Genomic DNA, 23,014 nt, shown 5'->3' on the forward strand with positions numbered 1-23,014 from the left:
GAATGAAAAAAAATGCCCAGTCCGTGGAAGCCTGGCTGGAGGCGATGATCGCCGTGGCGCGTTATTACCGCCTTGATTTTTCTCAGGAGAACGTGCGCGCGACCGTCAACTGGGAGCGCGACAGTAAGCGGGAGGAGTTGCTCACCGATATGGCGCGGCAGCTGGGAATGGGGTTACGGCTGGTGGAGTTTTCCGCCGATTCGCTTAACCCGTGGCGACTGCCGTTGATCGCCGTGTTTGATAATCAGCAGATTGGCGTGATCACCCGCCGCGATAACCACGACAATATCAGCGTTCAGTTCAGCGGTGACGAAGGGCTGGAAACCACGCTTAACGTCGCGGATATTGAAGATAAAATCGTCGAACTGGCGCTACTGCGCCCGCTCAGCGCCATCCCCGACGCGCGCGTGGATGACTATATTCGCCCGTATCAGGCGAACTGGTTCTGGAATCTGTCGCTGAAAGACTGGCGGCGCTATGGCGACATTATGCTGGCCTCGCTGGTGGCGAACGTGCTGGCGCTGGCGGCGATGATTTTCTCGATGCAGGTTTACGACCGCGTCGTTCCGGCGCAGTCGTACCCGACGCTGTGGGTGCTGTTCGCCGGGGTGATGATGGCGATCCTGTTTGAGTTCTGTATGCGCATGGTGCGCACGCACCTTTCCGATGTGATCGGCAAGCGGGCGGATCTGCGCATTTCGGATCGCGTTTTTGGTCACGCATTACGGCTGAAAAACAACGTGCGATCGAAATCCACCGGATCGTTTATCTCGCAGATCCGCGAACTGGAATCGGTGCGGGAGCTGATCACCTCCACCACCATTGGTGCAGTGGCGGATCTGCCGTTCTTCCTGCTGTTTGTCTTTATTTTGTGGATGATTGGCGGCTGGCTGGTGCTGGTGGTTTTGCTGGCGCTGCCGTTATTGGTGATCCCCGGCCTGCTGGTACAACGCCCGCTGGCGCGGCTGGCGAACGAAGGGATGCGCGAGTCGGCGGTGCGTAACGCTACGCTGGTGGAAGCCGTGCAGTCGATTGAAGACATTAAACTGCTGCGCGCTGAACAGCGTTTTCAGAATCAGTGGAATCACACCAACGACGTGGCCTCGTCCATCAGCATGAAGCAACGTTTTCTCACCGGGCTACTGCTCACCTGGACCCAGGAAGTGCAATCCATAGTCTACGTCGTGGTGCTGTTGGTGGGCTGTTTTATGGTGATGAACGGCGACATGACCACCGGCGCACTGGTCGGGACGACGATCCTGGCTTCGCGTACCATCGCGCCGCTGTCGCAGATATCCGGCGTGCTCTCGCGCTGGCAGCAGGCAAAAGTGGCGCGTAATGGCCTTGATGAACTGATGAAGCGCCCGGTGGATCAGCCGGAACACGGCAAACTGGTGCATAAAGCGGTGCTGCACGGCAATTATCAGTTCAGCAACGCGGTGTTTTATTACGACGAAGAAGAGAAGATTGCCGATGTGGCGATTGGCAAACTCAACATTCAGGCTGGTGAGAAAATAGCCATTCTTGGGCGCAACGGCGCGGGTAAATCAACGCTGCTGCAAATGCTCGCCGGAATGCGTATCGCCCAGCAGGGGCAGGTGTTGCTGGATAACATCAGCATCGGGCAGCTTGATCCGGCGGATCTGCGCCGCGACATGGGGCTGCTCAGCCAGACCGGGCGACTGTTCTTCGGTTCGCTGCGGGAAAACCTCACTATGGGGATGCCGGAAGCCAGCGATGAAGATATCGAACGCGCATTAACCCTCAGCGGGGCGCTGCCCTTTGTGCAGAAGCAGAAAAACGGCCTCAACTACATGATTCAGGAAGGGGGATTTGGCCTCTCTGGTGGTCAGCGGCAAACGCTGCTGCTGGCGCGGCTGCTCATCTCTCAACCCAATATCGTGCTGCTCGATGAACCCAGCGCCTCGCTGGACGAAATGGCGGAAGCGTATTTAATCGAACAACTGAAACAGTGGATTGGGCATCGCACGCTGATTATCGCCACTCACCGCACGGCGATGCTGCAACTGGTGGACAGGATAATCGTGATGGATCAGGGGCGCATTGTGATGGACGGCGCGAAAGAGACTATTTTGCGTGAACAGGGCGAACCCACGGCGCGACGCGTGGTGTTGCAGGAGAAGAATAAGGGGTCTGCCGCATGAACGGACAACTGCAATACAACCGTGGCCTGACTGAACCTCGCCTGCCGCGTTCGGCGCTGGCGGTACGCGTGACTGCCGTAATGCTGCTCTGTTTTCTCGGCTGGGCGTGGTACTTCCAGCTTGATGAAGTGACCACCGGCAGCGGCACGGTAGAACCCTCCGGGCGCGAACAGGTGGTGCAGTCGCTGGAAGGCGGAATTCTGTATCATCTCGACGTCAAGGTTGGCGATATTGTTGAACAGGGCCAGCCGCTGGCGCAGCTTAACCGCACCAAAACGGAATCCGACGTCCAGGAAGCGATGTCGCGCTTGTACGCGGCGCTGGCAACCTCGGCGCGGCTGCGGGCGGAAGTGAGTAATAAACCGCTGGTCTTCCCTGACGAACTGAATAAATTCCCCGAACTTATCGAGTCGGAAACGGCGTTGTACAACACTCGCCGCGACGGGTTGAACAAAGCCACCACCGGGCTGACGCAGGGGATTAGCCTGGTCAACCGTGAACTGGCGATGACCCAGCCGCTGGTGAAACAAGGGGCTGCGAGCAGCGTCGAAGTGCTGCGCCTGCAACGCCAGGCCAATGAACTGGAAAACAAACTTAGCGACGTGCGCACGCAATACTACGTACAGGCGCGGGAAGAGTTAGCGAAAGCCAATGCGGAAGTGGAAACCCAGCGTTCGGTGATCCGTGGGCGTGAAGACTCCCTCACCAGGCTCAACTTTACTGCGCCAGTTCGTGGCATTGTTCAGGATATTGATGTCACCACGGTTGGCGGCGTCATTGCCCCCGGTGGTAAACTGATGACCATTGTGCCGCTGGATGAGCAATTGCTGATTGAGGCAAAAATCTCCCCGCGCGATGTGGCGTTTATCCATCCTGGGCAAAAATCGCTGGTGAAAATAACCGCTTACGATTACTCCATTTATGGCGGTCTGCCGGGAGAAGTGGCGGTGATTTCACCGGATACCGTGCAGGATGAAGTGCGGCGCGATGTTTATTACTATCGGGTGTACATTCGCACTTTCAGCAACCATCTGGAAAATAAAAGCAAACAGCAGTTTCCGATATTTCCCGGTATGGTGGCGACGGTCGATATCCGCACCGGCAAAAAGAGCGTGCTGGATTATCTGTTGAAACCCTTTAACAAAGCACAGGAGGCGTTGCGCGAACGATGAACATTAGCGATGTAGCAAAAATTACCGGCCTGACCAGCAAAGCCATTCGCTTCTATGAAGAGAAGGGGCTGGTGACACCACCGATGCGCAGCGAAAATGGTTATCGCACCTACACGCAGCAGCATCTCAACGAACTGACCTTACTGCGCCAGGCGCGCCAGGTGGGCTTTAACCTGGAAGAGAGCGGCGAACTGGTGAATCTGTTTAACGACCCGCAGCGCCACAGTGCTGATGTAAAACGGCGCACGCTGGAGAAGGTGGCGGAGATCGAGCGACATATCGAAGAACTGCAATCCATGCGCGACCAGTTACTGGCGCTGGCGAATGCCTGCCCCGGCGATGACAGCGCCGACTGCCCGATTATCGAAAATCTCTCCGGCTGCTGTCATCATCGGGCGGGGTGAAAAATCAGTTAATCCCCGTTTGCACCGAAAGAATATGCTGCAAACTTTCTACCATAATGCGTCCCGTCTGAAATAAGCCTTCCTGTATTGCGTTGCTGGCATTAACCGCGTGAACCAGGGAGGCTAATAATACTACTTGCAAGAAGGCAAAAATAAACGCACCGATAATCAGAATATGTGTCAGGGATATTTTCTTTTCATCCTTCATTTTAAATAACCCACAAACTGACCTTCCTTCATTAAGGCGACTTTTCCCGTGTGGTGATAAACAATGACGTTATAAAGACCTGACTGATAAACTGTGGCATCGGCATTATCTTCATCAATCGCACATAATGAATCATTGAGATAAGCAAAGTTCTTACTGCTCATTCTAAAGGTCATGCCAAATCCTTTATAAATGGCTTTCTTTGTCGCCTGGGCATGTTGTGCGGCTTCTGCATTTTTAAATGCCTGCGCTTCGGATGCACTTAAAATAGCCGCCTGACGCTGTTGTTCGGCAAGATAACAGGTGTCATGAGATACGCCTTGCGCCTGGCAGTCTGCAATGCGAGACGCGGGAGAGCTACAACCAGCCAGCATGATTAACGCCAGCAGGGAAATCGATTTAATGGTGCTATTCATCATTGTTAACCTTAAATAATATGAGAATTAATGAAGAGGTGATATTAGGCAAACGTCCTTGCTCTAATTTATTCAATAGTTCTGTTTTTTATTGGTATTTATAAGGTGTCTGGTAAAATTTTAGAACGAATATCCCACACCGACACCAGCACCGAAATCAGATTGCGTATCCGCAGAAACACCCGCTTTAAGCACTGTATGCGTTCCGGCATTAAAAGACGTGCCGACAGATACCGCTGATTCACCATTAAACGTTCCCGCGCCCGCAGACACCATCATTAAATCACCGGTTTTTACCTGCGGCTGTGAGGCAATGGCAATAGCTGACGCAATCCCCGCATTGGCATCTTTACGGTTGTCTTCAACTTCGTTTTTCAGTGAGCTGAAATGGTTATTGAGCGTATTAATTTGCTGGCTGTTATCCGCTACTCGTTTTTGCGTGGTTGATAACTGCTGATGTGTATCGGTGGAATCCTGCACCAGATTTTGAATTTGTTCACCGTAATGAACGCTATCAATCTGTTGTTGTGCCGCCAGCTTACTTACCGCAGTGTTGGTTTTTGTTATATCGCCATGAATTTCTTCCAGTTCTTTTGATTGGTTCTCGGTGGCAACACTTTGAGATACCGTCGTCATGGTAGAAGAAAGAGCGTCAATTTTTTTCCCTTGCTCCGCAGAAGCGCGCGTGCTGGCTTCATTTTCCGCAGCCAGTTTAGCGTTGACCATACTCTGATAACGCGCTGCGTTTTGGACATCACCGGTAGCGGCGACTGTTTTTTGTGTAGCTTCGATTTGCTTTTGTTGTTCGGTAATCTGCGTTTGCTGGGCTTCGGCTTGTTGCTGCTGTGCGATATCCGCAGCCTCCTGACGGGCGTTTACCATACTCTGATAACGGGCTGTGTTCTGGACATCACCGGTAGCAGCAACCGTTTTTTGCGTATCGTTAATTTGGTCTTGTTGAGCTCTAAGAATGTTCTTCTGTTCGATAATGTCGTCAGTATTTTTATGAATAGCCGCTTTGCTGGCGTCAATCTCGGTTTGCGCTGACGTAATGGCCTGGTGCGCTTCATTGGCGGTCGACACTGCTGTGTTAGCGGTGGTTTGCGCATTCTGGATGGCGGTATCCTGTGCCGCATCGCGGTCTGCCTGGGTCTGTTCCGGGGAGATATTGTCGCCCGTCTCTGGAGACATATACCCATGCGAAAACAGGTAGTCTTGCGCGGCTTCTGTATTTCCAGTACGAATCATGAAGCGTCCAATTTTCTGGTCAACTTCTTCATGTGACATCCCTGGTTGGATTGCCTCCAGTTCTGTCGCTGCCGCCTCAATCGTATCACCCGCAAAGGCAGATGGACTGACAGCAGTAGCAATAACGACAGCCAGTAAAGACATCTTTACAGTTTTCATTCATTTTTTCTCAATCAAAGTAAGTCGCATTTATGTTTCTTATAGCAACATTAATTGTTGTTATAAGAAATATTATGCGTTTCGTATTGATCGAAATCTACGCTGGCATTTGTGTGATGTAAAGCGCGTTTTTATACGATGTAAGCGTAAACACCGACTAATAGAAACTAAAAAAGTTTCCATTGGAAATAAAATGGAAAATCATTTTGTGCTATTTCTCAGTAACAAACCGTAAAGACTTGTTTTGATAAGCGAAATAAACTCTGTTTCTGCACTAAACGTGATGCTGTTGCTGATGTATGTTAGAATGCGTTTCTTTGATAAATCTCAATTTTTAAGAGGTTTACACCAGGCAGGAAAATTAAATGAATGAATTTGAGAAGATTTTTAATGAAATGAATCTGGACAGGGCGTTACTCCCTATCCTTTTTCGTTCGAATCGCTCCACGGTGTGGAAGTATTTAAGCGGCGATAGTACGGCTCCTGCCTCTGCCATGTCGCTGATCATGCTGTTGCAGTTGATCCAGAAGAGAAACCCCGATTTGTTAGCCGAATGGTTAACGCTTTCTGATTTCACCATTCCGCCAGAAGTTTACCTGGATCAGCCCGATTACTGGAAAGGGTGGGTGTATACCCAACATAAGGTCAATAAAAACGTCCTGGAATATTTAAAAAAACATTATCCGGATGAAGACCAGAAAAGTATGGGTAAAACCACAGAAGAGTAAATTGCCATTCCCCGCCCACATGCCGGATGCGGCGTAAACGCCTTATCCGGCCTACGTTCGCGCATAGACTGGCAGGTTTTGTAGGCCTGATAAGACGCGTCAGCGTCGCATCAGGCGATGACCGCACGGATGATCAACGTTATCCCTTCAATCGCAATCACCTCAACATGCGTACCTGCGCCGAGATCCTCGCTGGCGCTGACAGGCCATGAACTGTCGCCGACGCGCATATGACCGCGCCCGTTGACCAGCGGCGATTCCAGCACAAACCGCCTGCCAATCAACTGCTGGCCACGCTGGTTTAAATGACTGTCGCTGTGCTTTTGTTCGCGTACCCGCCGTGACAACCATTTCCACCACAGCCAGGCGGCGAGCAGCGTCAGGATGGCAAAGATCACCCCTTGCCACTCCCAACCCAGCGGCAGCAGCCAGACCACCAGGCCAGTAATCACCGCCGCGACACCGCTCCACAACAGATAACCGTTTCCGCCCAGCATCTCGGCAGCCAGCAATAAACCGCCGAGACTCAGCCAGAAAATATGCGGGTGTACTACCAGCAGCTCGATCATGATTTATTTCGCTCGTTGGCGCTGTCTTTCACCAGTTCGGCAATCCCGGCAATCGACCCCATCAGGCTGCTGGCGTCTAATGGCATCATCACCACTTTGCTGTTACTGGACGAACCGATCTGTTGCAACGCTTCGGTGTATTTCTGTGCTACGAAGTAGTTCACCGCCTGAATATCACCGGAGGCGATGGCTTCAGACACCATTTGGGTCGCGCGAGCTTCCGCTTCGGCGGAACGTTCTCGCGCTTCAGCCTGTAAAAACGCCGACTGACGTTCGCCTTCCGCTTTCAGGATTTGCGATTGTTTTTCACCTTCGGCTTTGAGGATTTCCGCCTGACGGATCCCTTCCGCCTCAAGGATGTAAGCGCGTTTGGTACGTTCCGCTTTCATCTGCGCGTTCATCGAAGAGATAAGCTCTGCCGGTGGGCGCACATCACGAATTTCAATACGGGTGACTTTAATCCCCCACGGGTTGGTGGCTTCATCGACAATATGCAGCAGGCGCGAGTTAATGCTGTCGCGCTGGGAGAGCATTTCGTCCAGTTCCATTGAGCCAAGCACGGTACGGATGTTGGTCATGGTCAGGTTGATGATTGCCAGCTCCAGATTGCTGACTTCATAAGCGGCACGCGGGGCATCAATCACCTGAATAAAACAGACTGCGTCGATGGTCACGTTGGCGTTATCTTTCGAGATAACTTCCTGGGAAGGGATATCGAGCACTTGCTCCATCATATTGATCTTGCGACCAATGCGATCCATAAATGGCACCACCAGACTGAGCCCCGGCTGTAACGTTTTGGTATAGCGACCAAAACGTTCTACCGTCCACTGATAGCCCTGCGGCACGATTTTGACGCCCGCGCCGACAATCACCAGCGCGACAAAAATGAGAATCGGGATAAAAATAAGCATCGGAAAAACCTCCTGTTGTACCGTCCATAAAGAGCAAAATTGCTGCTTGATTAAACAAATTATACCTGATTACTGAAAGAGAGTTCCCCCTTATTCTTGCGGAGGATAAACTGTTTTTAGTAAAAATCAGAAAAAGGGATGGGTAATGCAGGAAAATAGTCTTTTGCTCCAACTGCAAAATGTTGGATATCAGGTGGGCGATACGAAGATTCTAAATAACATCAATTTTTCGCTGCGTGCTGGCGAATTTAAGTTAATTACCGGCCCTTCCGGCTGCGGCAAAAGTACGCTACTAAAAATTGTTGCTTCATTAATCAGTCCGAGTAGTGGAACGTTACTATTTGCAGGCGAAGATATATTCACCCTGAAGCCAGAGGAGTATCGCCAGCAAGTCTCCTACTGTGCCCAGACACCAGTGTTGTTTGGCGACACGGTATACGATAACCTGATTTTTCCCTGGCAGATCCGTAACCAGCAGCCTGACCCGGCTATTTTTCTCGATTTCCTCGAACGTTTCGCCTTAGCGGACACCATTTTGACGAAGAATATCGCCGAGCTATCTGGTGGTGAAAAACAACGCATCTCATTGATTCGTAACCTGCAATTTATGCCGAAGGTTTTATTGCTGGATGAAATAACCAGTGCACTGGATGAAAGTAATAAACATAACGTTAATGAGATGATCCACCGTTATGTGCGCGAGCAAAATATTGCCGTACTGTGGGTAACACACGATAAAGATGAAATTAATCATGCGGATAAAGTGATTACGCTGCAACCGCATGCCGGAGAAATGCAGGAAGCACGCTATGAACACGCATAATATTACCAACGAATCATTAGCACTGGCATTAATGCTGGTGGTGGTGGCAATCTTAATTAGCCATAAAGAAAAACTGGCGCTGGAGAAAGATATTCTCTGGAGCGTCGGGCGAGCGATAATTCAGCTGATTATTGTTGGCTATGTGCTGAAGTATATTTTCAGCGTGGATGATGCCAGCCTGACATTATTGATGGTGTTATTTATCTGCTTTAATGCGGCGTGGAACGCGCAAAAACGCAGTAAATATATTGCTAAAGCTTTTATCTCATCGTTTATTGCCATTACGGTCGGGGCGGGAGTTACCCTTGCGGTGTTAATTTTATCGGGTTCGATTGAGTTTATCCCGATGCAGGTGATCCCTATCGCCGGGATGATAGCCGGTAACGCCATGGTAGCGGTGGGGTTGTGTTATAACAATCTCGGTCAGCGGTTTATCAGCGAACAGCAGCAAATTCAGGAAAAATTGAGTCTTGGCGCAACGCCAAAACAGGCTTCTGCAATATTAATACGCGACAGTATTCGAGCGGCGTTAATTCCAACGGTCGATTCAGCAAAAACGGTTGGCTTAGTTAGTCTACCGGGAATGATGTCCGGGTTGATATTTGCCGGGATTGATCCGGTGAAGGCGATTAAATATCAGATTATGGTGACCTTTATGCTGCTCTCAACCGCCAGCTTGTCGACCATTATTGCCTGCTATTTAACCTATCGTAAGTTTTACAATTCGCGCCACCAGTTGGTGGTGACGCAATTGAAGAAGAAATGATGCGATACCGGATGCGCAGCATCGCATCCGGCGTTGTGGTTCATGTGCCGATCAACGGAATATCAATACAACAATGCATACAACTGGCGGCGATACTTCGACGCCAGCGCATCCCCCGTACCCAGCGCAGCGAGGATCTCCTGGAACGTTTTACGTGTCTGACCGTCTGCGGCGGTGAGATCTTTACGCAGATGCCCGAACAGTAACTCCAGCGCCTCTTCATTGCGCCCAACCTGATGCAACTGTAGCGCCAGTTGCGTTGCCAGTGCGGCATCTTCAGGATTCTCTGCTACCTGCTGTTGCAATTGTTGAATTTCCGGCGTATCAGCCGCCTGCTTCAGCAGTTCGATTTGCGCCACCAGCCCCTGGTAGCGGGTGTCCTGATCCTGCAATGGAATGGTTTTCAGCACGGCTTCTGCATCTTCAGAACGGTTCAGCGCAATCAGCGTTTCTGCCAACAGCAGGCCGATTTCCCCGTTCTGATTCGACAACTGCCAGGCGTCTTTCAGCAATGGCAGGGCGTCGGTGTAATTGCCTTCCTGCATCAGTTGCATCGCCTGCTGCGCTTTCAGCTCTTCTTCGCGCGGCAGCACTTTATCCAGCAGGGCGCGGATCGCCTCTTCCGGTTGCGGCCCCTGGAAGCCGTCTACCGGTTGCCCGTTCTGGAACAGATATACGGTCGGAATCGCGCGCAGACCAAACTGCGCGGCAATCATCTGCTCCGCATCGCAGTCCAGCTTCGCCAGAATAAATTGCCCGTTGTACTGCGCCGCGAGGCTTTCCAGAATTGGGGTTAACTGCAAACAGTGCTGGCTACGTTCAGACCAAAAATAGAACAGCACCGGTGTGGTCATCGACTGTTCAAGAACCTGTTGCAGGTTAGATTCGTTAATGTTGACAATATTTTCTACGGACATGGAGTCGCTCTCTGTTGTCGATATTTTCTTTGACATGGGGGCTTAAGCGCGCGCTTCAACTCACCCCTGCAATATTTTGTCCATCACGCGCCCCGGCAGCAGGCGTTTGAGCACCATTACCGCCCAGGTCACCAGCGTCACCGGATAGCGCATCTTCGGCTTCTCGCTAATAAAAGCGTGGCGCACTTTGGCGACCACCGCTTCCGGCCCCAACGTAAAGCGGGCAGCAATGCCAGGGTTTTCGACCGGTTTATCACTTTGCGTCTGGTTGACGTTGTCGGTAAAGCGAGTACGAATGGGCCCCGGCTCTATCAGGCTGACTTTAATTCCGCTGTGGCGCAGCTCCATGCGCAGCGCGTCTGACCACGCCTCCAGCGCATATTTACTGGCCGCGTAAGCGCCGCGACCCGGCGTGGAGATTAATCCCATCACCGATGAGGTCATCACAATACGTCCTTCACCGTGCGGTAACATCGCGGGTAACAGGCGCATGGTGAGCTGGTGTGCGCCGAAAAAGTTGGCGGAAAACTGCTGTTCCATCTGCGCACGGCTGATGGTGGAAAGGGGGCCATACATGCCGAATCCGGCATTGTTAAAGATCCCATACAGACAATTATCGGTCAGGGCGATCACTTCGTCGGCTGCGCGATCAACACTTTCTGGTGAATCCAGATCGATCAACACGCCGGTAAATCCCATGCTGTTCATGCGCTCAACATCATCCGGTTTCCGGCAACCTGCCAGCACATGAAAACCCTGGCGTTTTAATTCGAGCGCGCTTTCCAGGCCAATTCCACTGGAACATCCGGTAATTAAGACCGATTTTTGCATAACTTTACCTGTCAGGATCTCCGTTGCTTTATGAGTCATGATTTACTAAAGGCTGCAACTGCTTCGCCATCCAGTCGGCAATAAACGGCTGGGCGTCGCGGTTGGGATGAATACCGTCATCCTGCATCCATTGTGGCTTGAGGTAGACCTCTTCCATAAAAAAAGGCAGCAGCGGAACATCAAACTCTTTGGCGAGTTTGGGGTAAATGGCGCTAAAGGCTTCATTATAACGGCGACCATAGTTTGCAGGCAGACGTATTTGCATTAACAATGGTTCAGCGTTGGCGGCTTTGACATCCTGCAAAATCTGGCGCAGCGTTTGCTCGGTTTGCTGTGGCTGAAAACCACGCAATCCATCATTGCCGCCCAGTTCAACCAGCACCCAGCGCGGCTGATGCTGCTTCAGCAAAGCCGGAAGGCGCGCCAGCCCTTGTTGCGAGGTGTCGCCGCTGATGCTGGCATTAACTACCGACGTTTTACTCTGCCACTTATCATTCAACAAGGCAGGCCAGGCCGCGCTGGCAGACATTCGATACCCGGCGCTCAGGCTATCACCCAGAATTAATAACGTGTCCGCTGCGGCGGCACGGAAGGTTAACAGAACCAGGAACAGGAAGGGCAAATGCCAGCGGAAAACATTGTTGAAGTTCATCATCTTAAGAAGTCCGTCGGTCAGGGGGAGCATGAACTCTCCATCCTCACCGGAGTTGAGCTGGTTGTCAAACGTGGCGAAACCATCGCACTGGTGGGCGAGTCGGGATCGGGTAAGTCAACCTTACTGGCGATCCTCGCCGGGCTGGATGACGGCAGCAGTGGCGAAGTGAGTCTGGTGGGACAACCGCTACATAATATGGACGAAGAAGCGCGGGCAAAGTTGCGCGCGAAGCACGTCGGCTTTGTTTTTCAGTCATTTATGTTAATTCCTACCCTTAACGCGCTGGAAAACGTCGAGCTTCCGGCGCTGCTGCGCGGTGAGAGTAGCGTGGAAAGTCGTAACGGAGCGAAAGCGTTGCTCGAACAGTTAGGGCTGGGTAAACGTCTTGATCATCTTCCGGCACAGCTTTCCGGCGGCGAACAGCAACGTGTGGCGCTGGCGCGAGCCTTTAACGGTCGGCCTGATGTGCTGTTTGCCGATGAACCTACCGGCAACCTTGACCGCCAGACGGGCGATAAAATTGCCGACCTGCTGTTTTCCCTCAACCGTGAACATGGCACCACGTTGATTATGGTGACTCACGACCTGCAACTGGCGGCGCGCTGCGACCGCTGCTTACGGCTGGTTAACGGGCAGTTGCAGGAGGAAGCATGATTGCACGTTGGTTCTGGCGCGAATGGCGCTCGCCGTCGCTATTAATTGTCTGGCTGGCGCTAAGCCTGGCGGTGGCCTGCGTGCTGGCGCTGGGCAATATCAGCGATCGCATGGAGAAAGGTTTAAGCCAGCAAAGCCGGGAGTTTATGGCGGGCGATCGGGCGTTGCGCAGTTCGCGCGAAGTGCCGCAAGCGTGGCTGGAGGAAGCGCAAAAGCGCGGCCTGAAAGTCGGCAAGCAGCTGACTTTCGCCACTATGACCTTTGCGGGCGACACTCCGCAGCTGGCGAACGTCAAAGCGGTGGATGATATCTACCCGATGTATGGCGATCTGCAAACTAATCCCCCAGACCTGAAACCGCAGGCGGGCAGCGTATTACTGGCCCCACGCCTGATGGCGCTCCTTAACCTGAAAACGGGCGACACCATCGACGTGGGCGATGCCACACTGCGGATTGCCGGAGAAGTAATTCAGGAACCTGATTCCGGTTTTAACCCCTTCCAGATGGCTCCGCGTCTGATGATGAACCTGGCGGATGTCGATAAAACCGGAGCCGTGCAGCCGGGGAGTCGCGTCACCTGGCGCTATAAATTCGGCGGCAACGAGAACCAGCTCGACGGCTATGAGAAATGGCTGTTACCGCAGCTTAAACCCGAACAACGTTGGTACGGGCTGGAACAGGACGAAGGCGCGCTGGGGCGCTCGATGGAACGCTCGCAGCAGTTCCTGCTGCTTTCGGCGCTTCTGACCTTGCTGCTGGCAGTGGCAGCGGTGGCTGTGGCGATGAATCATTACTGTCGCAGTCGCTACGATCTGGTGGCGATCCTCAAAACGCTGGGGGCAGGGCGAGCGCAACTGCGTAAGCTAATCGTCGGTCAGTGGTTGATGGTGCTGACGCTTTCAGCCGTTACCGGTGGGGCGATAGGTCTGTTGTTCGAAAACGTGTTGATGGTGCTGCTCAAGCCCGTTCTGCCTGCCGCACTACCGCCAGCCAGCCTCTGGCCGTGGCTGTGGGCGCTCGGCACCATGACGGTCATCTCGCTGCTGGTGGGGCTGCGACCGTACCGCCTGTTGCTGGCAACGCAGCCTTTACGCGTATTACGTAATGATGTGGTAGCGAACGTCTGGCCGCTGAAGTTTTATCTGCCGATTGTCAGTGTGGTGGTTGTGCTGCTGCTCGCCGGATTAATGGGTGGCAGTATGCTGCTCTGGGCAGTGCTGGCGGGCGCGGTAGTGCTGGCTTTGCTGTGCGGTGTGCTGGGCTGGATGCTGCTTAATGTATTACGCAGCATGACGCTAAAATCGCTACCTCTGCGTCTGGCAGTCAGCCGCCTGTTACGTCAGCCGTGGTCAACGTTAAGCCAGCTTTCGGCATTTTCGCTCTCCTTTATGCTGCTGGCACTGCTGCTGGTGTTGCGTGGCGATCTGCTCGACCGCTGGCAACAGCAGCTACCGCCAGAAAGCCCGAACTACTTTTTAATCAACATCGCAACAGAACAGGTTATACCGCTAAAAGCGTTCCTTGCGGAACATCAGATAGTCCCGGAATCGTTTTATCCGGTAGTGCGGGCGCGGCTGACGGCGATTAACGGCAAGCCGACAGAAGGCAATGAAGATGAGGCGCTCAACCGCGAACTCAACCTCACCTGGCAAAATACGCGGCCCGATCATAACCCGATTGTCGCCGGTAACTGGCCGCCAAAAGCTGATGAAGTGTCGATGGAAGAGGGGCTGGCGAAACGCTTAAACGTTACCCTTGGCGATACCGTCACCTTTATGGGCGATACCCAGGAGTTCCGCGCTAAAGTGAGTAGCCTGCGCAAAGTGGACTGGGAAAGTCTGCGGCCTAATTTCTATTTTATTTTCCCGGAAGGGGCGCTGGACGGGCAGCCGCAAAGCTGGCTCACCAGTTTCCGCTGGGAGAACGGCAACGGCATGTTGACGCAACTCAACCGCCAGTTCCCGACCATTAGCCTGTTAGACATTGGCGCGATTTTAAAACAGGTCGGTCAGGTGCTGGAGCAGGTAAGTCGGGCGCTGGAAGTGATGGTGGTGCTGGTCACCGCCTGCGGTATGTTGCTGTTGCTGGCACAGGTGCAGGTGGGAATGCGTCAGCGCCATCAGGAGCTGGTGGTGTGGCGCACACTCGGTGCGGGCAAAAAACTGCTGCGCACGACATTGTGGTGTGAGTTTGCCATGCTCGGGTTTGTTTCTGGCCTGGTGGCCGCCATCGGTGCGGAAACGGCGCTGGCGGTACTGCAATCAAAAGTGTTTGATTTCCCGTGGGAGCCAGACTGGCGATTGTGGATTGTGCTGCCGTGCAGCGGTGCGTTGCTGCTGTCGCTTTGCGGCGGCTGGCTGGGCGCGCGACTGGTTAAGGGGAAGGCGCTGTTCAGGCAGTTTGCGGGGTGATGACAGGCGTAGCGCATCCGGCATGAATAGTGCGCCCTTTGGCAACAATCTGAAACCGACTGTCATGCCGGTTTGTTAAAGGCCGAAGGTGGTAAACCTTCGGCCTTAGCTACGTTTCCTCAGTTATTCAATAAACTGGCGGATCAGTTCCAGCAGCGCGATCAGCGCCTTAAGAACGATGAGAACTTTATCGAGAAAAGTTTTCATCCGTTGCTCCCTTAAGGGAGAAAGACAATCACAGCTTACCCTTACGTTGCCTGTAACTATGATTTTCCTTCATGTGCTAGATGAGGACTGCCTCTCTCCAAATCAGAGCACCAGAATCAGCACCACCTGTATCCTGACCAGGACTTAAAAGTACTTTTCCGCACTGCGGTAATCCCTTGAGGCAGTATCATTACTAGCGTTGGGATTGTATCGCCGGCATAGCTGTTTGAATATGTAGGTATCCTGACTTATAATTCACTTGCTAGATGAGGACTGTTTCATCTCTGCCCAGAACCACCAACTCTCGGGCGGAAAAATAAAAAAACCGACTGTCATGTCGGTTTTTTTATATCTGTATTCTGTTGCAATCATTCTGTTCTCACGACAATCGCCGTTTCAGAATACCGCTCATTACCGCGCCTTAACCCACGCCATCACTTCAGCCCACTCACCGCGAAAGACAACTTTTTCCGCTTTTTTCTCAAGCTGATAGCGATACATCGGGTCGTAATATTCTTCAAGTAACGGCACCAGCCAGGCCAGATGACCGTCGGTGCTGCCGGTTGCGAGTTGCGTTGTCAGCGCCGCATCCAGCCGGGCAGCCAGTTCATTATATCGTTGTAGCCCCAGCCGACGCTTAATCGCCGAAAGACCGTGATGCAGATATTCGCAATACGCTTGCCAGCCCTGTTCGTCGCCATATGCATGGGTAAAATCATGATGCATACGCAAGAAATATTCTTCGTTCAGGCGTTCAAGCCGGATCTCAAACGGGTCTTCTACCACGGCAATCGCCGCCTGGGTCATTCGCTCGCGCAGACATTCCGGCAGATGGTTTGAACCAATCATCCGGCTTTCATCTTCCAGCACCCACAGGCGCAGATCCTGACGGGCGTCAGTTTTTAGCATCTCGGCAGCCAGCAGGTTTTCAAAACTCGCCTGGCTAAGTTGCGGCTGTAACGTGCGACCAAAAGCAGAACCGCGATGGCGCGCCAGCCCTTCCAGATCGACACCGTTCGGCTGTTGCTGCACTAACAGCGTTTTACCACTGCCGGTACAACCGCCAATCAGCACTATCGGTTTTTGTGACAGTTCAATGGTCGCCTGAATCGCGGTCTGGCGCAGTGCCTTATAACCGCCTTCCACCAGCGGATAATCAATCCCCGCTTCATGCAGCCAACGTTGCACAATATGTGAACGTTGACCGCCACGGGCGCAGCAGAGAATACCTTGCGGATTTTGCAGGCACGCTGCCCGCCAGGCGTCCATGCGCTGCTGACGAATTTCACCCGCCACCAGTTTATGCCCCAGCGCCAGCGCCGCGTCTGACCCTTGCTGTTTGTAGCAGGTGCCAACGGCGGCGCGTTCATCGTTATTCATTAACGGCAGGTTGATAGCGGCGGGCATTGTGCCTTGCTCAAACTCAATGGGGGCGCGAACATCAATAATGGGCGTATCAGCAATCAGCAGGGCACGATAGTCCTGTTCCGTGTGTCTCTCTTGCATAGTTAAAAGTGAACCTCAAATCAGCTTGCGCGCTATTTTACGCGCCAACGCGCAAGGAAACTTGATTTTTAACTGTGTGAGTTGCCGAAAATTTCTAAAAATCCGCTGATTTCCGGCCTGCGCTGGGTGAACAAGGTCACAATATCTTCTACCGCTTTGCCGCTGCCAAATTTGCGCCATGCCAGACTCAATGGCGAAGGAGGGCGCATCGTTGGAATGACCCGGCTGACCAGTTGTTGATTATCGATCATTGACTGGCAAAGTGATTTTGGCAAAAAACCAATGCCAATGCCCGCCAGATGGGCGGCGATTTTCGTTTCCATGTCCGGAACGAGAATCTCTTTTTGCCCCGGCAATCGCCAGGCCACGCGTTTGGTTAATGTGCGGGCGCTGTCTTCAATATTGACCGCCGGAAAGCGCCGTAACTGCGCTTCTGTGAGCGGCTCTTCAACGTTCGCCAGCGGATGATCCACCGCCATGACAAAGCGCCATTGCACCGATCCTAAGGGATCAAGACTAAAGGTATTTGCCAGCGCCTCGGTTCCTGTGACGCCGATAGCCAGTGAAAAACCTTCGTACAATAGAGAATCCCAGACGCCCATATAGATTTGCCGGGAGATGTGAAACTGGGTAAACGGGTAACGTTCATTCAGCCACGCCAGCAATTGGGCGACGGCCTGGGGGGTGTAGAGCAGGTTGTTGATGACAATATTCACCTGGCGTTCTACGCCATCATTCACCTGTTGCAGCTCGCTGGGCATACTTTCCAGCCAGCTCAGCCAGTCTCTGGCCTGACAAAGCAGATGCTCGCCTGCCGCTGTCAATGTCACGCTGCGAGTGGTGCGGAAAAACAACGCCACCCCGGTATTCTCTTCCAGAAGTTTAATGCGATAACTGATGGTCGCCGTGGTTTTGCATAATCGTTCTGCCGCTTTTGAAAAACTTCCTGTTTCAGCAACCGCAATGAAAGTCCGCAAGGTTTCTGGATCAAACATCTTCAGGTATCCCCTTTTAAATCAGCAAGTTGCGTGATTTTGCTGTCCTTTGATTTACTTGTATTTTTACATGATAACCCTGTGTGATTTGTGGGCTAAATCTAGTTTTGGAAAAATATTCCAACTTTTGTGTTGATGTTGTTCTCTTAAGGTTTTAGATTGCCTGTTATTGAAACCAAGCTGACCGGTCGGCGCTGGTTGAACGGAATTATGTTACAAGGACAACAAGATGAAACTTCAGGTATTACCGTTAAGTCAGGAAGCCTTCAGTGCTTATGGCGACGTAATCGAAACGCAGCAACGGGATTTTTTTCATATTAACAATGGCCTGGTGGAGCGTTATCACGATTTGGCGCTGGTTGAGATTCTTGAGCAAGACCGTACTCTGATTAGCATTAACCGCGCGCAACCTGCCAGGCTGCCGCTGACCATTCACGAACTCGAACGTCATCCGCTGGGCACTCAGGCGTTTATCCCGATGAAAGGGGAAGTGTTTGTGGTGGTCGTGGCGTTAGGTGACGACAAACCAGACCTGACAACGCTGCGGGCGTTTATCACCAACGGTGAGCAGGGGGTGAATTACCATCGTAATGTCTGGCATCACCCGCTTTTCGCCTGGCAACGAGTCACCGATTTTCTGACCATCGATCGCGGCGGCAGTGACAACTGTGATGTCGAAAGTATTCCTGAGCAGGAGCTCTGTTTTGCGTGACGCCTGCAACCGACTTGCATAAGATAAACGAATTGTTCATTGTTTATGCTCACTTGTAGGTCGGAGTTAACGTAGGTATGACGGAAGTTAGACGGCGCGGCAGGCCAGGACAGGCGGAGCCTGTGGCACAGAAGGGCGCACAGGCATTAGAGCGGGGAATTGCGATTCTGCAATATCTGGAAAAAAGTGGGGGAAGTTCGTCAGTTAGCGATATTTCTCTCAATCTGGATTTGCCGCTCTCCACGACCTTTCGCCTGCTGAAGGTTTTACAGGCAGCGGATTTTGTCTATCAGGACAGTCAGTTAGGCTGGTGGCATATAGGATTAGGTGTCTTTAACGTCGGTGCGGCGTACATCCATAACCGCGATGTCCTCTCCGTCGCCGGGCCGTTTATGCGCCGCCTGATGTTACTTTCCGGCGAAACGGTCAATGTCGCGATTCGTAACGGCAATGAAGCAGTATTAATTGGTCAGTTAGAGTGTAAATCGATGGTCAGGATGTGTGCGCCGCTGGGCAGTCGTCTGCCGCTGCATGCTTCCGGTGCGGGCAAGGCGCTGCTTTATCCGCTGGCGGAAGAGGAGTTGATGAGCATCATCCTGCAAACCGGTTTGCAGCAGTTTACGCCAACTACGCTTGTGGATATGCCCACCTTGCTGAAGGATCTGGAACAAGCGCGTGAACTGGGCTATACCGTAGATAAAGAAGAGCATGTTGTTGGCCTGAATTGCATAGCTTCAGCAATTTACGATGATGTGGGTAGTGTTGTTGCCGCTATCTCCATCTCCGGGCCTTCATCAAGACTGACAGAAGATCGTTTTGTCAGTCAGGGTGAGCTGGTCAGAGACACCGCCCGCGATATCAGCACGGCGTTGGGACTGAAAGCACATCCATAGTGTCTGTCGCATCCCGCTCTGCGGAGCGGGTTTTTTTGACAAAATTTGAAAGTTGGAAAATTTTTCCAATTAATTGAGGTAGGAAGAAAATGGCAAAAATGAGAGCCGTTGACGCGGCAATGTATGTGCTGGAGAAAGAAGGTATCACCACCGCCTTCGGCGTTCCGGGAGCAGCAATCAATCCTTTCTATTCAGCGATGCGTAAGCACGGCGGTATTCGTCACATTCTGGCGCGTCACGTGGAAGGTGCGTCGCACATGGCGGAAGGCTACACCCGCGCAACGGCAGGGAATATCGGCGTATGTCTGGGAACGTCGGGACCAGCAGGCACTGACATGATCACCGCGCTCTATTCCGCTTCTGCTGATTCCATTCCTATTTTGTGCATTACCGGCCAGGCTCCGCGTGCCCGTCTGCATAAAGAAGATTTCCAGGCCGTTGATATTGAAGCTATCGCCAAGCCGGTCAGTAAAATGGCGGTTACAGTACGTGAAGCGGCGCTGGTGCCTCGTGTGCTGCAACAGGCATTTCACCTGATGCGTTCTGGTCGTCCGGGGCCGGTACTGGTGGATTTACCGTTCGACGTTCAGGTAGCGGAAATCGAGTTTGATCCTGATATGTACGAACCGCTGCCGGTCTACAAACCTGCTGCCAGCCGTATGCAGATCGAAAAAGCCGTAGAAATGTTAATCCAGGCTGAGCGTCCAGTGATCGTTGCCGGGGGCGGGGTTATCAATGCTGACGCAGCCGCGCTGTTACAACAGTTTGCTGAACTGACCAGCGTTCCGGTGATCCCAACGCTGATGGGCTGGGGCTGTATCCCGGACGATCATGAACTGATGGCCGGGATGGTGGGTCTGCAAACTGCGCATCGTTACGGTAACGCAACATTGCTGGCGTCCGACATGGTGTTTGGTATCGGTAACCGTTTTGCCAACCGTCATACCGGTTCGGTAGAGAAATACACCGAAGGGCGCAAAATCGTCCATATCGATATTGAGCCGACGCAAATTGGTCGCGTACTGTGCCCGGATCTGGGTATTGTCTCCGACGCCAAAGCGGCACTGACGCTGCTGGTTGATGTGGCGCAGGAGATGCAAAAAGCCGGTCGTCTGCCGTGTCGTAAAGAGTGGGTCGCCGACTGCCAGCAGCGCAAACGCACTTTGCTGCGTAAAACTCACTTCGACAACGTGCCGGTGAAACCGCAGCGCGTGTATGAAGAGATGAACAAAGCCTTTGGTCGCGATGTTTGCTATGTCACCACCATCGGCCTGTCACAAATTGCTGCGGCGCAAATGCTGCACGTCTTTAAAGACCGTCACTGGATCAACTGTGGTCAGGCAGGCCCGCTGGGCTGGACCATTCCGGCGGCGCTGGGTGTGTGTGCGGCTGATCCAGAGCGTAATGTGGTGGCGATTTCCGGTGACTTCGACTTCCAGTTCCTGATTGAAGAGTTAGCCGTTGGCGCACAGTTCAATATTCCGTACATCCATGTGCTGGTTAATAACGCCTATCTCGGCCTGATTCGTCAGTCGCAGCGTGCATTTGATATGGATTACTGCGTACAGCTTGCGTTTGAAAATATTAACTCCAGTGATGTGAACGGTTATGGCGTTGACCACGTGAAAGTGGCGGAAGGTTTAGGTTGTAAAGCGATTCGCGTTTTCAAACCGGAAGATATTGCTCCGGCCTTTGAACAAGCGAAAGTCTTAATGAATCAGTACCGAGTCCCGGTGGTGGTGGAAATTATGCTGGAGCGAGTAACCAATATTTCGATGGGTAGCGAACTGGATAACGTTATGGAATTTGAAGATATCGCCGATAACGCAGCGGACGCGCCGACTGAAACCTGCTTCATGCACTATGAATAAGGGAGATAAATAATGTTACGTTTCTCTGCTAATTTATCGATGTTATTTGGCGAATATGATTTTCTCGCCCGTTTTGAGAAAGCCGCGCAGTGTGGTTTTCGCGGCGTTGAATTTATGTTCCCTTATGACTACGACATTGAAGAATTAAAACAGGTGCTGGTGAGTAATAAACTCGAGCATACGCTGCATAATTTACCTGCGGGTGACTGGGCGGCGGGCGAGCGGGGTATTGCCTGTATTCCTGGCCGTGAAGAAGAGTTTCGTGATGGCGTAGCGGCGGCGATTCGTTATGCCCGTGCGCTGGGTAATAAAAAAATCAACTGTCTGGTCGGTAAAACTCCGGCGGGTTTCAGCAGTGAACAGATTCACGCAACGCTTGTGGAAAACCTGCGTTATGCCGCGAATATGTTGATGAAAGAAGATATTTTATTACTGATTGAACCTATCAACCATTTCGATATCCCTGGTTTCCATCTCACCGGAACTCAGCAGGCGCTGAAACTGATTGATGATGTAGGCTGCTGCAATTTGAAAATTCAGTATGACATTTATCATATGCAGCGGATGGAAGGTGAATTAACCAACACCATGACCCAATGGGCCGATAAAATTGGTCACCTGCAAATCGCCGATAATCCACATCGTGGCGAACCGGGAACCGGAGAAATTAATTACGATTATCTCTTTAAGGTAATTGAAAATTCTGACTACAACGGTTGGGTTGGCTGTGAATATAAACCCAGAACCACCACGGAAGCCGGTTTAGGCTGGATGAAACCGTACCGTTAAAACGTAACGCTGTTCAGACAATGCTTTTTTAGGCCGCTACGTCGGCAGGGGATCGCGTTGTCTGAATTCAGGAAAAGCGACATTTAAAAGAGGCTAAATATGAAACTGGGATTTATTGGCTTAGGCATTATGGGTACTCCGATGGCCATTAATCTGGCGCGCGCCGGTCATCAACTGCATGTCACAACTATTGGTTCGGTTGCTGATGAATTACTGTCACTCGGTGCCGTCAGCGTTGACACTGCGCGCCAGGTAACAGAAGCGTCAGACATCATTTTTATTATGGTGCCGGATACGCCACAGGTTGAAGAAGTTCTGTTTGGTGAAAATGGTTGTACCAAAGCCTCGCTGAAGGGCAAAACCATTGTTGATATGAGCTCCATTTCCCCGATTGAAACTAAACGTTTCGCTCGTCAGGTGAATGAACTGGGCGGCGATTATCTTGATGCGCCAGTCTCCGGCGGTGAAATCGGCGCGCGTGAAGGGACGTTGTCGATTATGGTTGGCGGTGACGAAGCGGTATTTGAACGTGTTAAACCGCTGTTTGAATTGCTCGGTAAAAATATCACCCTCGTGGGCGGTAACGGCGACGGTCAGACCTGTAAAGTAGCAAACCAGATTATCGTGGCGCTCAATATTGAAGCGGTTTCTGAAGCCCTGCTGTTTGCATCGAAAGCCGGTGCCGATCCGGTGCGTGTGCGCCAGGCGCTGATGGGCGGCTTTGCTTCCTCGCGCATTCTGGAAGTTCACGGTGAGCGTATGATTAAACGCACCTTTAATCCGGGCTTCAAAATCGCTCTGCACCAGAAAGATCTCAACCTGGCGCTGCAAAGTGCGAAAGCACTGGCGCTGAATCTGCCAAACACCGCAACCTGCCAGGAGTTATTTAATACCTGTGCGGCAAACGGCGGCAGCCAGTTGGATCACTCTGCATTAGTGCAGGCGCTGGAGTTAATGGCGAATCATAAACTGACCTGATGTCCGCAATCAAAATGGCCGAT

Annotated in this window: 24 protein-coding genes; 13 read left to right on the forward strand and 11 right to left on the reverse strand. The window is 52.2% G+C overall.

Annotated elements, in window-relative coordinates:
- Positions 1-2 precede the first annotated feature (2 nt).
- Genes RGV86_RS18635 through cueR form a run of 3 tightly spaced genes read left to right on the forward strand, consistent with a single transcriptional unit; the run spans position 3 to position 3,741 of the window.
- On the forward strand, positions 3-2,165 hold the full coding sequence (locus tag RGV86_RS18635; RefSeq protein WP_085460468.1) for a type I secretion system permease/ATPase: 2,163 nt from the start codon (positions 3-5) through the stop codon (positions 2,163-2,165).
- Positions 2,162-3,337, forward strand: a complete 1,176-nt coding sequence (locus tag RGV86_RS18640) for an HlyD family type I secretion periplasmic adaptor subunit (RefSeq protein WP_001014327.1) — start codon at positions 2,162-2,164, stop codon at positions 3,335-3,337. Before RGV86_RS18635 ends, RGV86_RS18640 begins: the two co-directional genes overlap by 4 nt.
- Positions 3,334-3,741, forward strand: coding sequence for a Cu(I)-responsive transcriptional regulator (gene cueR / locus RGV86_RS18645; RefSeq protein ID WP_001026747.1), 408 nt, complete (start codon positions 3,334-3,336; stop codon positions 3,739-3,741). The genes RGV86_RS18640 and cueR overlap by 4 nt, the downstream gene beginning before the upstream one ends.
- Positions 3,742-3,745: 4 nt before the next feature.
- Here cueR and RGV86_RS18650 read toward each other — a convergent pair whose 3' ends face one another.
- The 3 genes from RGV86_RS18650 to RGV86_RS18660 all read right to left on the reverse strand — a co-directional run bounded on the left by RGV86_RS18650 (position 3,746) and on the right by RGV86_RS18660 (position 5,772).
- Positions 3,746-3,949 (reverse strand): hypothetical protein, encoded by a 204-nt coding sequence (locus RGV86_RS18650; protein WP_000650964.1) that lies wholly within the window; start codon positions 3,947-3,949, stop codon positions 3,746-3,748.
- Positions 3,946-4,368, reverse strand: coding sequence for a hypothetical protein (locus RGV86_RS18655; protein WP_016231612.1), 423 nt, complete (start codon positions 4,366-4,368; stop codon positions 3,946-3,948). The genes RGV86_RS18650 and RGV86_RS18655 overlap by 4 nt, the downstream gene beginning before the upstream one ends.
- 117 nt (positions 4,369-4,485) lie before the next feature.
- Positions 4,486-5,772 carry a YadA-like family protein gene (locus RGV86_RS18660; protein WP_085460469.1) on the reverse strand — a complete coding sequence of 429 codons (1,287 nt, stop codon included), beginning with the start codon at positions 5,770-5,772 and terminating at the stop codon, positions 4,486-4,488.
- 365 nt (positions 5,773-6,137) lie between these two features.
- Between RGV86_RS18660 and RGV86_RS18665 the strand changes: the two genes are divergently transcribed.
- The gene (locus tag RGV86_RS18665; protein ID WP_001001645.1) at positions 6,138-6,500 is read left to right on the forward strand and encodes a hypothetical protein; all 363 of its coding nucleotides are present in this window, start codon (positions 6,138-6,140) and stop codon (positions 6,498-6,500) included.
- Positions 6,501-6,610: 110 nt separating this feature from the next.
- Here the strand turns inward: RGV86_RS18665 and RGV86_RS18670 are convergent, their stop codons facing one another.
- Complete coding sequence (locus RGV86_RS18670; protein WP_000571572.1) at positions 6,611-7,069, reverse strand: NfeD family protein; 459 nt, start codon at positions 7,067-7,069, stop codon at positions 6,611-6,613.
- Positions 7,066-7,983 (reverse strand): SPFH domain-containing protein, encoded by a 918-nt coding sequence (locus RGV86_RS18675; RefSeq protein ID WP_000904498.1) that lies wholly within the window; start codon positions 7,981-7,983, stop codon positions 7,066-7,068. The genes RGV86_RS18670 and RGV86_RS18675 overlap by 4 nt, the downstream gene beginning before the upstream one ends.
- A 145-nt stretch (positions 7,984-8,128) precedes the next feature.
- Between RGV86_RS18675 and fetA the strand changes: the two genes are divergently transcribed.
- Together fetA and fetB are read left to right on the forward strand one after the other, a co-directional pair.
- A complete protein-coding gene (fetA, locus tag RGV86_RS18680; protein WP_085460470.1) occupies positions 8,129-8,806 on the forward strand; it encodes an iron efflux ABC transporter ATP-binding subunit FetA in 678 nt (225 codons plus the stop codon).
- On the forward strand, positions 8,793-9,572 hold the full coding sequence (fetB, locus tag RGV86_RS18685; protein WP_085460471.1) for an iron efflux ABC transporter permease subunit FetB: 780 nt from the start codon (positions 8,793-8,795) through the stop codon (positions 9,570-9,572). Before fetA ends, fetB begins: the two co-directional genes overlap by 14 nt.
- Positions 9,573-9,634: 62 nt before the next feature.
- Here the strand turns inward: fetB and cnoX are convergent, their stop codons facing one another.
- The 3 genes from cnoX to tesA are packed head-to-tail and all read right to left on the reverse strand — an operon-like array spanning position 9,635 to position 11,972.
- Positions 9,635-10,489 (reverse strand): chaperedoxin, encoded by an 855-nt coding sequence (cnoX, locus tag RGV86_RS18690; protein WP_001295322.1) that lies wholly within the window; start codon positions 10,487-10,489, stop codon positions 9,635-9,637.
- A gap of 60 nt (positions 10,490-10,549) precedes the next feature.
- Entirely contained in the window at positions 10,550-11,359 is an 810-nt protein-coding gene (gene ybbO, locus RGV86_RS18695; protein WP_000148958.1) for an NADP(+)-dependent aldehyde reductase, read from the reverse strand.
- Positions 11,349-11,972 (reverse strand): multifunctional acyl-CoA thioesterase I/protease I/lysophospholipase L1, encoded by a 624-nt coding sequence (tesA, locus tag RGV86_RS18700; protein ID WP_001295836.1) that lies wholly within the window; start codon positions 11,970-11,972, stop codon positions 11,349-11,351. The genes ybbO and tesA overlap by 11 nt, the downstream gene beginning before the upstream one ends.
- Here tesA and ybbA point away from each other — a divergent pair.
- Together ybbA and ybbP are read left to right on the forward strand one after the other, a co-directional pair.
- A complete protein-coding gene (gene ybbA, locus RGV86_RS18705; protein WP_001110581.1) occupies positions 11,943-12,629 on the forward strand; it encodes a putative ABC transporter ATP-binding protein YbbA in 687 nt (228 codons plus the stop codon). The two genes, tesA and ybbA, sit on opposite strands and share 30 nt — an antisense overlap.
- Positions 12,626-15,040, forward strand: coding sequence for a putative ABC transporter permease subunit YbbP (gene ybbP / locus RGV86_RS18710; RefSeq protein ID WP_085460472.1), 2,415 nt, complete (start codon positions 12,626-12,628; stop codon positions 15,038-15,040). Before ybbA ends, ybbP begins: the two co-directional genes overlap by 4 nt.
- A gap of 123 nt (positions 15,041-15,163) precedes the next feature.
- Here the strand turns inward: ybbP and dinQ are convergent, their stop codons facing one another.
- The 3 genes from dinQ to allS all read right to left on the reverse strand — a co-directional run bounded on the left by dinQ (position 15,164) and on the right by allS (position 17,748).
- On the reverse strand, positions 15,164-15,247 hold the full coding sequence (gene dinQ / locus RGV86_RS22340) for a damage-inducible type I toxin DinQ (RefSeq protein WP_349808740.1): 84 nt from the start codon (positions 15,245-15,247) through the stop codon (positions 15,164-15,166).
- A gap of 411 nt (positions 15,248-15,658) precedes the next feature.
- Entirely contained in the window at positions 15,659-16,753 is a 1,095-nt protein-coding gene (mnmH, locus tag RGV86_RS18715; RefSeq protein ID WP_085460473.1) for a tRNA 2-selenouridine(34) synthase MnmH, read from the reverse strand.
- Between the two features lie 68 nt (positions 16,754-16,821).
- Positions 16,822-17,748: an HTH-type transcriptional activator AllS gene (gene allS, locus RGV86_RS18720; RefSeq protein ID WP_085460474.1), complete on the reverse strand. Its 927-nt coding sequence runs from the start codon at positions 17,746-17,748 to the stop codon at positions 16,822-16,824.
- Positions 17,749-17,977: 229 nt separating this feature from the next.
- Between allS and allA the strand changes: the two genes are divergently transcribed.
- The 5 genes from allA to glxR all read left to right on the forward strand — a co-directional run bounded on the left by allA (position 17,978) and on the right by glxR (position 22,991).
- On the forward strand, positions 17,978-18,460 hold the full coding sequence (gene allA, locus RGV86_RS18725; RefSeq protein WP_000776394.1) for an ureidoglycolate lyase: 483 nt from the start codon (positions 17,978-17,980) through the stop codon (positions 18,458-18,460).
- A 77-nt stretch (positions 18,461-18,537) separates the two neighbouring features.
- Positions 18,538-19,353: an HTH-type transcriptional repressor AllR gene (gene allR / locus RGV86_RS18730; RefSeq protein ID WP_000141275.1), complete on the forward strand. Its 816-nt coding sequence runs from the start codon at positions 18,538-18,540 to the stop codon at positions 19,351-19,353.
- Between the two features lie 89 nt (positions 19,354-19,442).
- The gene (gene gcl / locus RGV86_RS18735) at positions 19,443-21,224 is read left to right on the forward strand and encodes a glyoxylate carboligase (RefSeq protein WP_085460475.1); all 1,782 of its coding nucleotides are present in this window, start codon (positions 19,443-19,445) and stop codon (positions 21,222-21,224) included.
- Positions 21,225-21,236: 12 nt separating this feature from the next.
- The gene (gene hyi / locus RGV86_RS18740) at positions 21,237-22,013 is read left to right on the forward strand and encodes a hydroxypyruvate isomerase (RefSeq protein WP_085460476.1); all 777 of its coding nucleotides are present in this window, start codon (positions 21,237-21,239) and stop codon (positions 22,011-22,013) included.
- A gap of 99 nt (positions 22,014-22,112) precedes the next feature.
- Complete coding sequence (glxR, locus tag RGV86_RS18745; protein ID WP_085460477.1) at positions 22,113-22,991, forward strand: 2-hydroxy-3-oxopropionate reductase; 879 nt, start codon at positions 22,113-22,115, stop codon at positions 22,989-22,991.
- Positions 22,992-23,014: the final 23 nt, after the last annotated feature.

Origin of the sequence: Escherichia ruysiae (assembly GCF_031323975.1) — a bacterium.
GTDB lineage: Bacteria > Pseudomonadota > Gammaproteobacteria > Enterobacterales > Enterobacteriaceae > Escherichia > Escherichia ruysiae.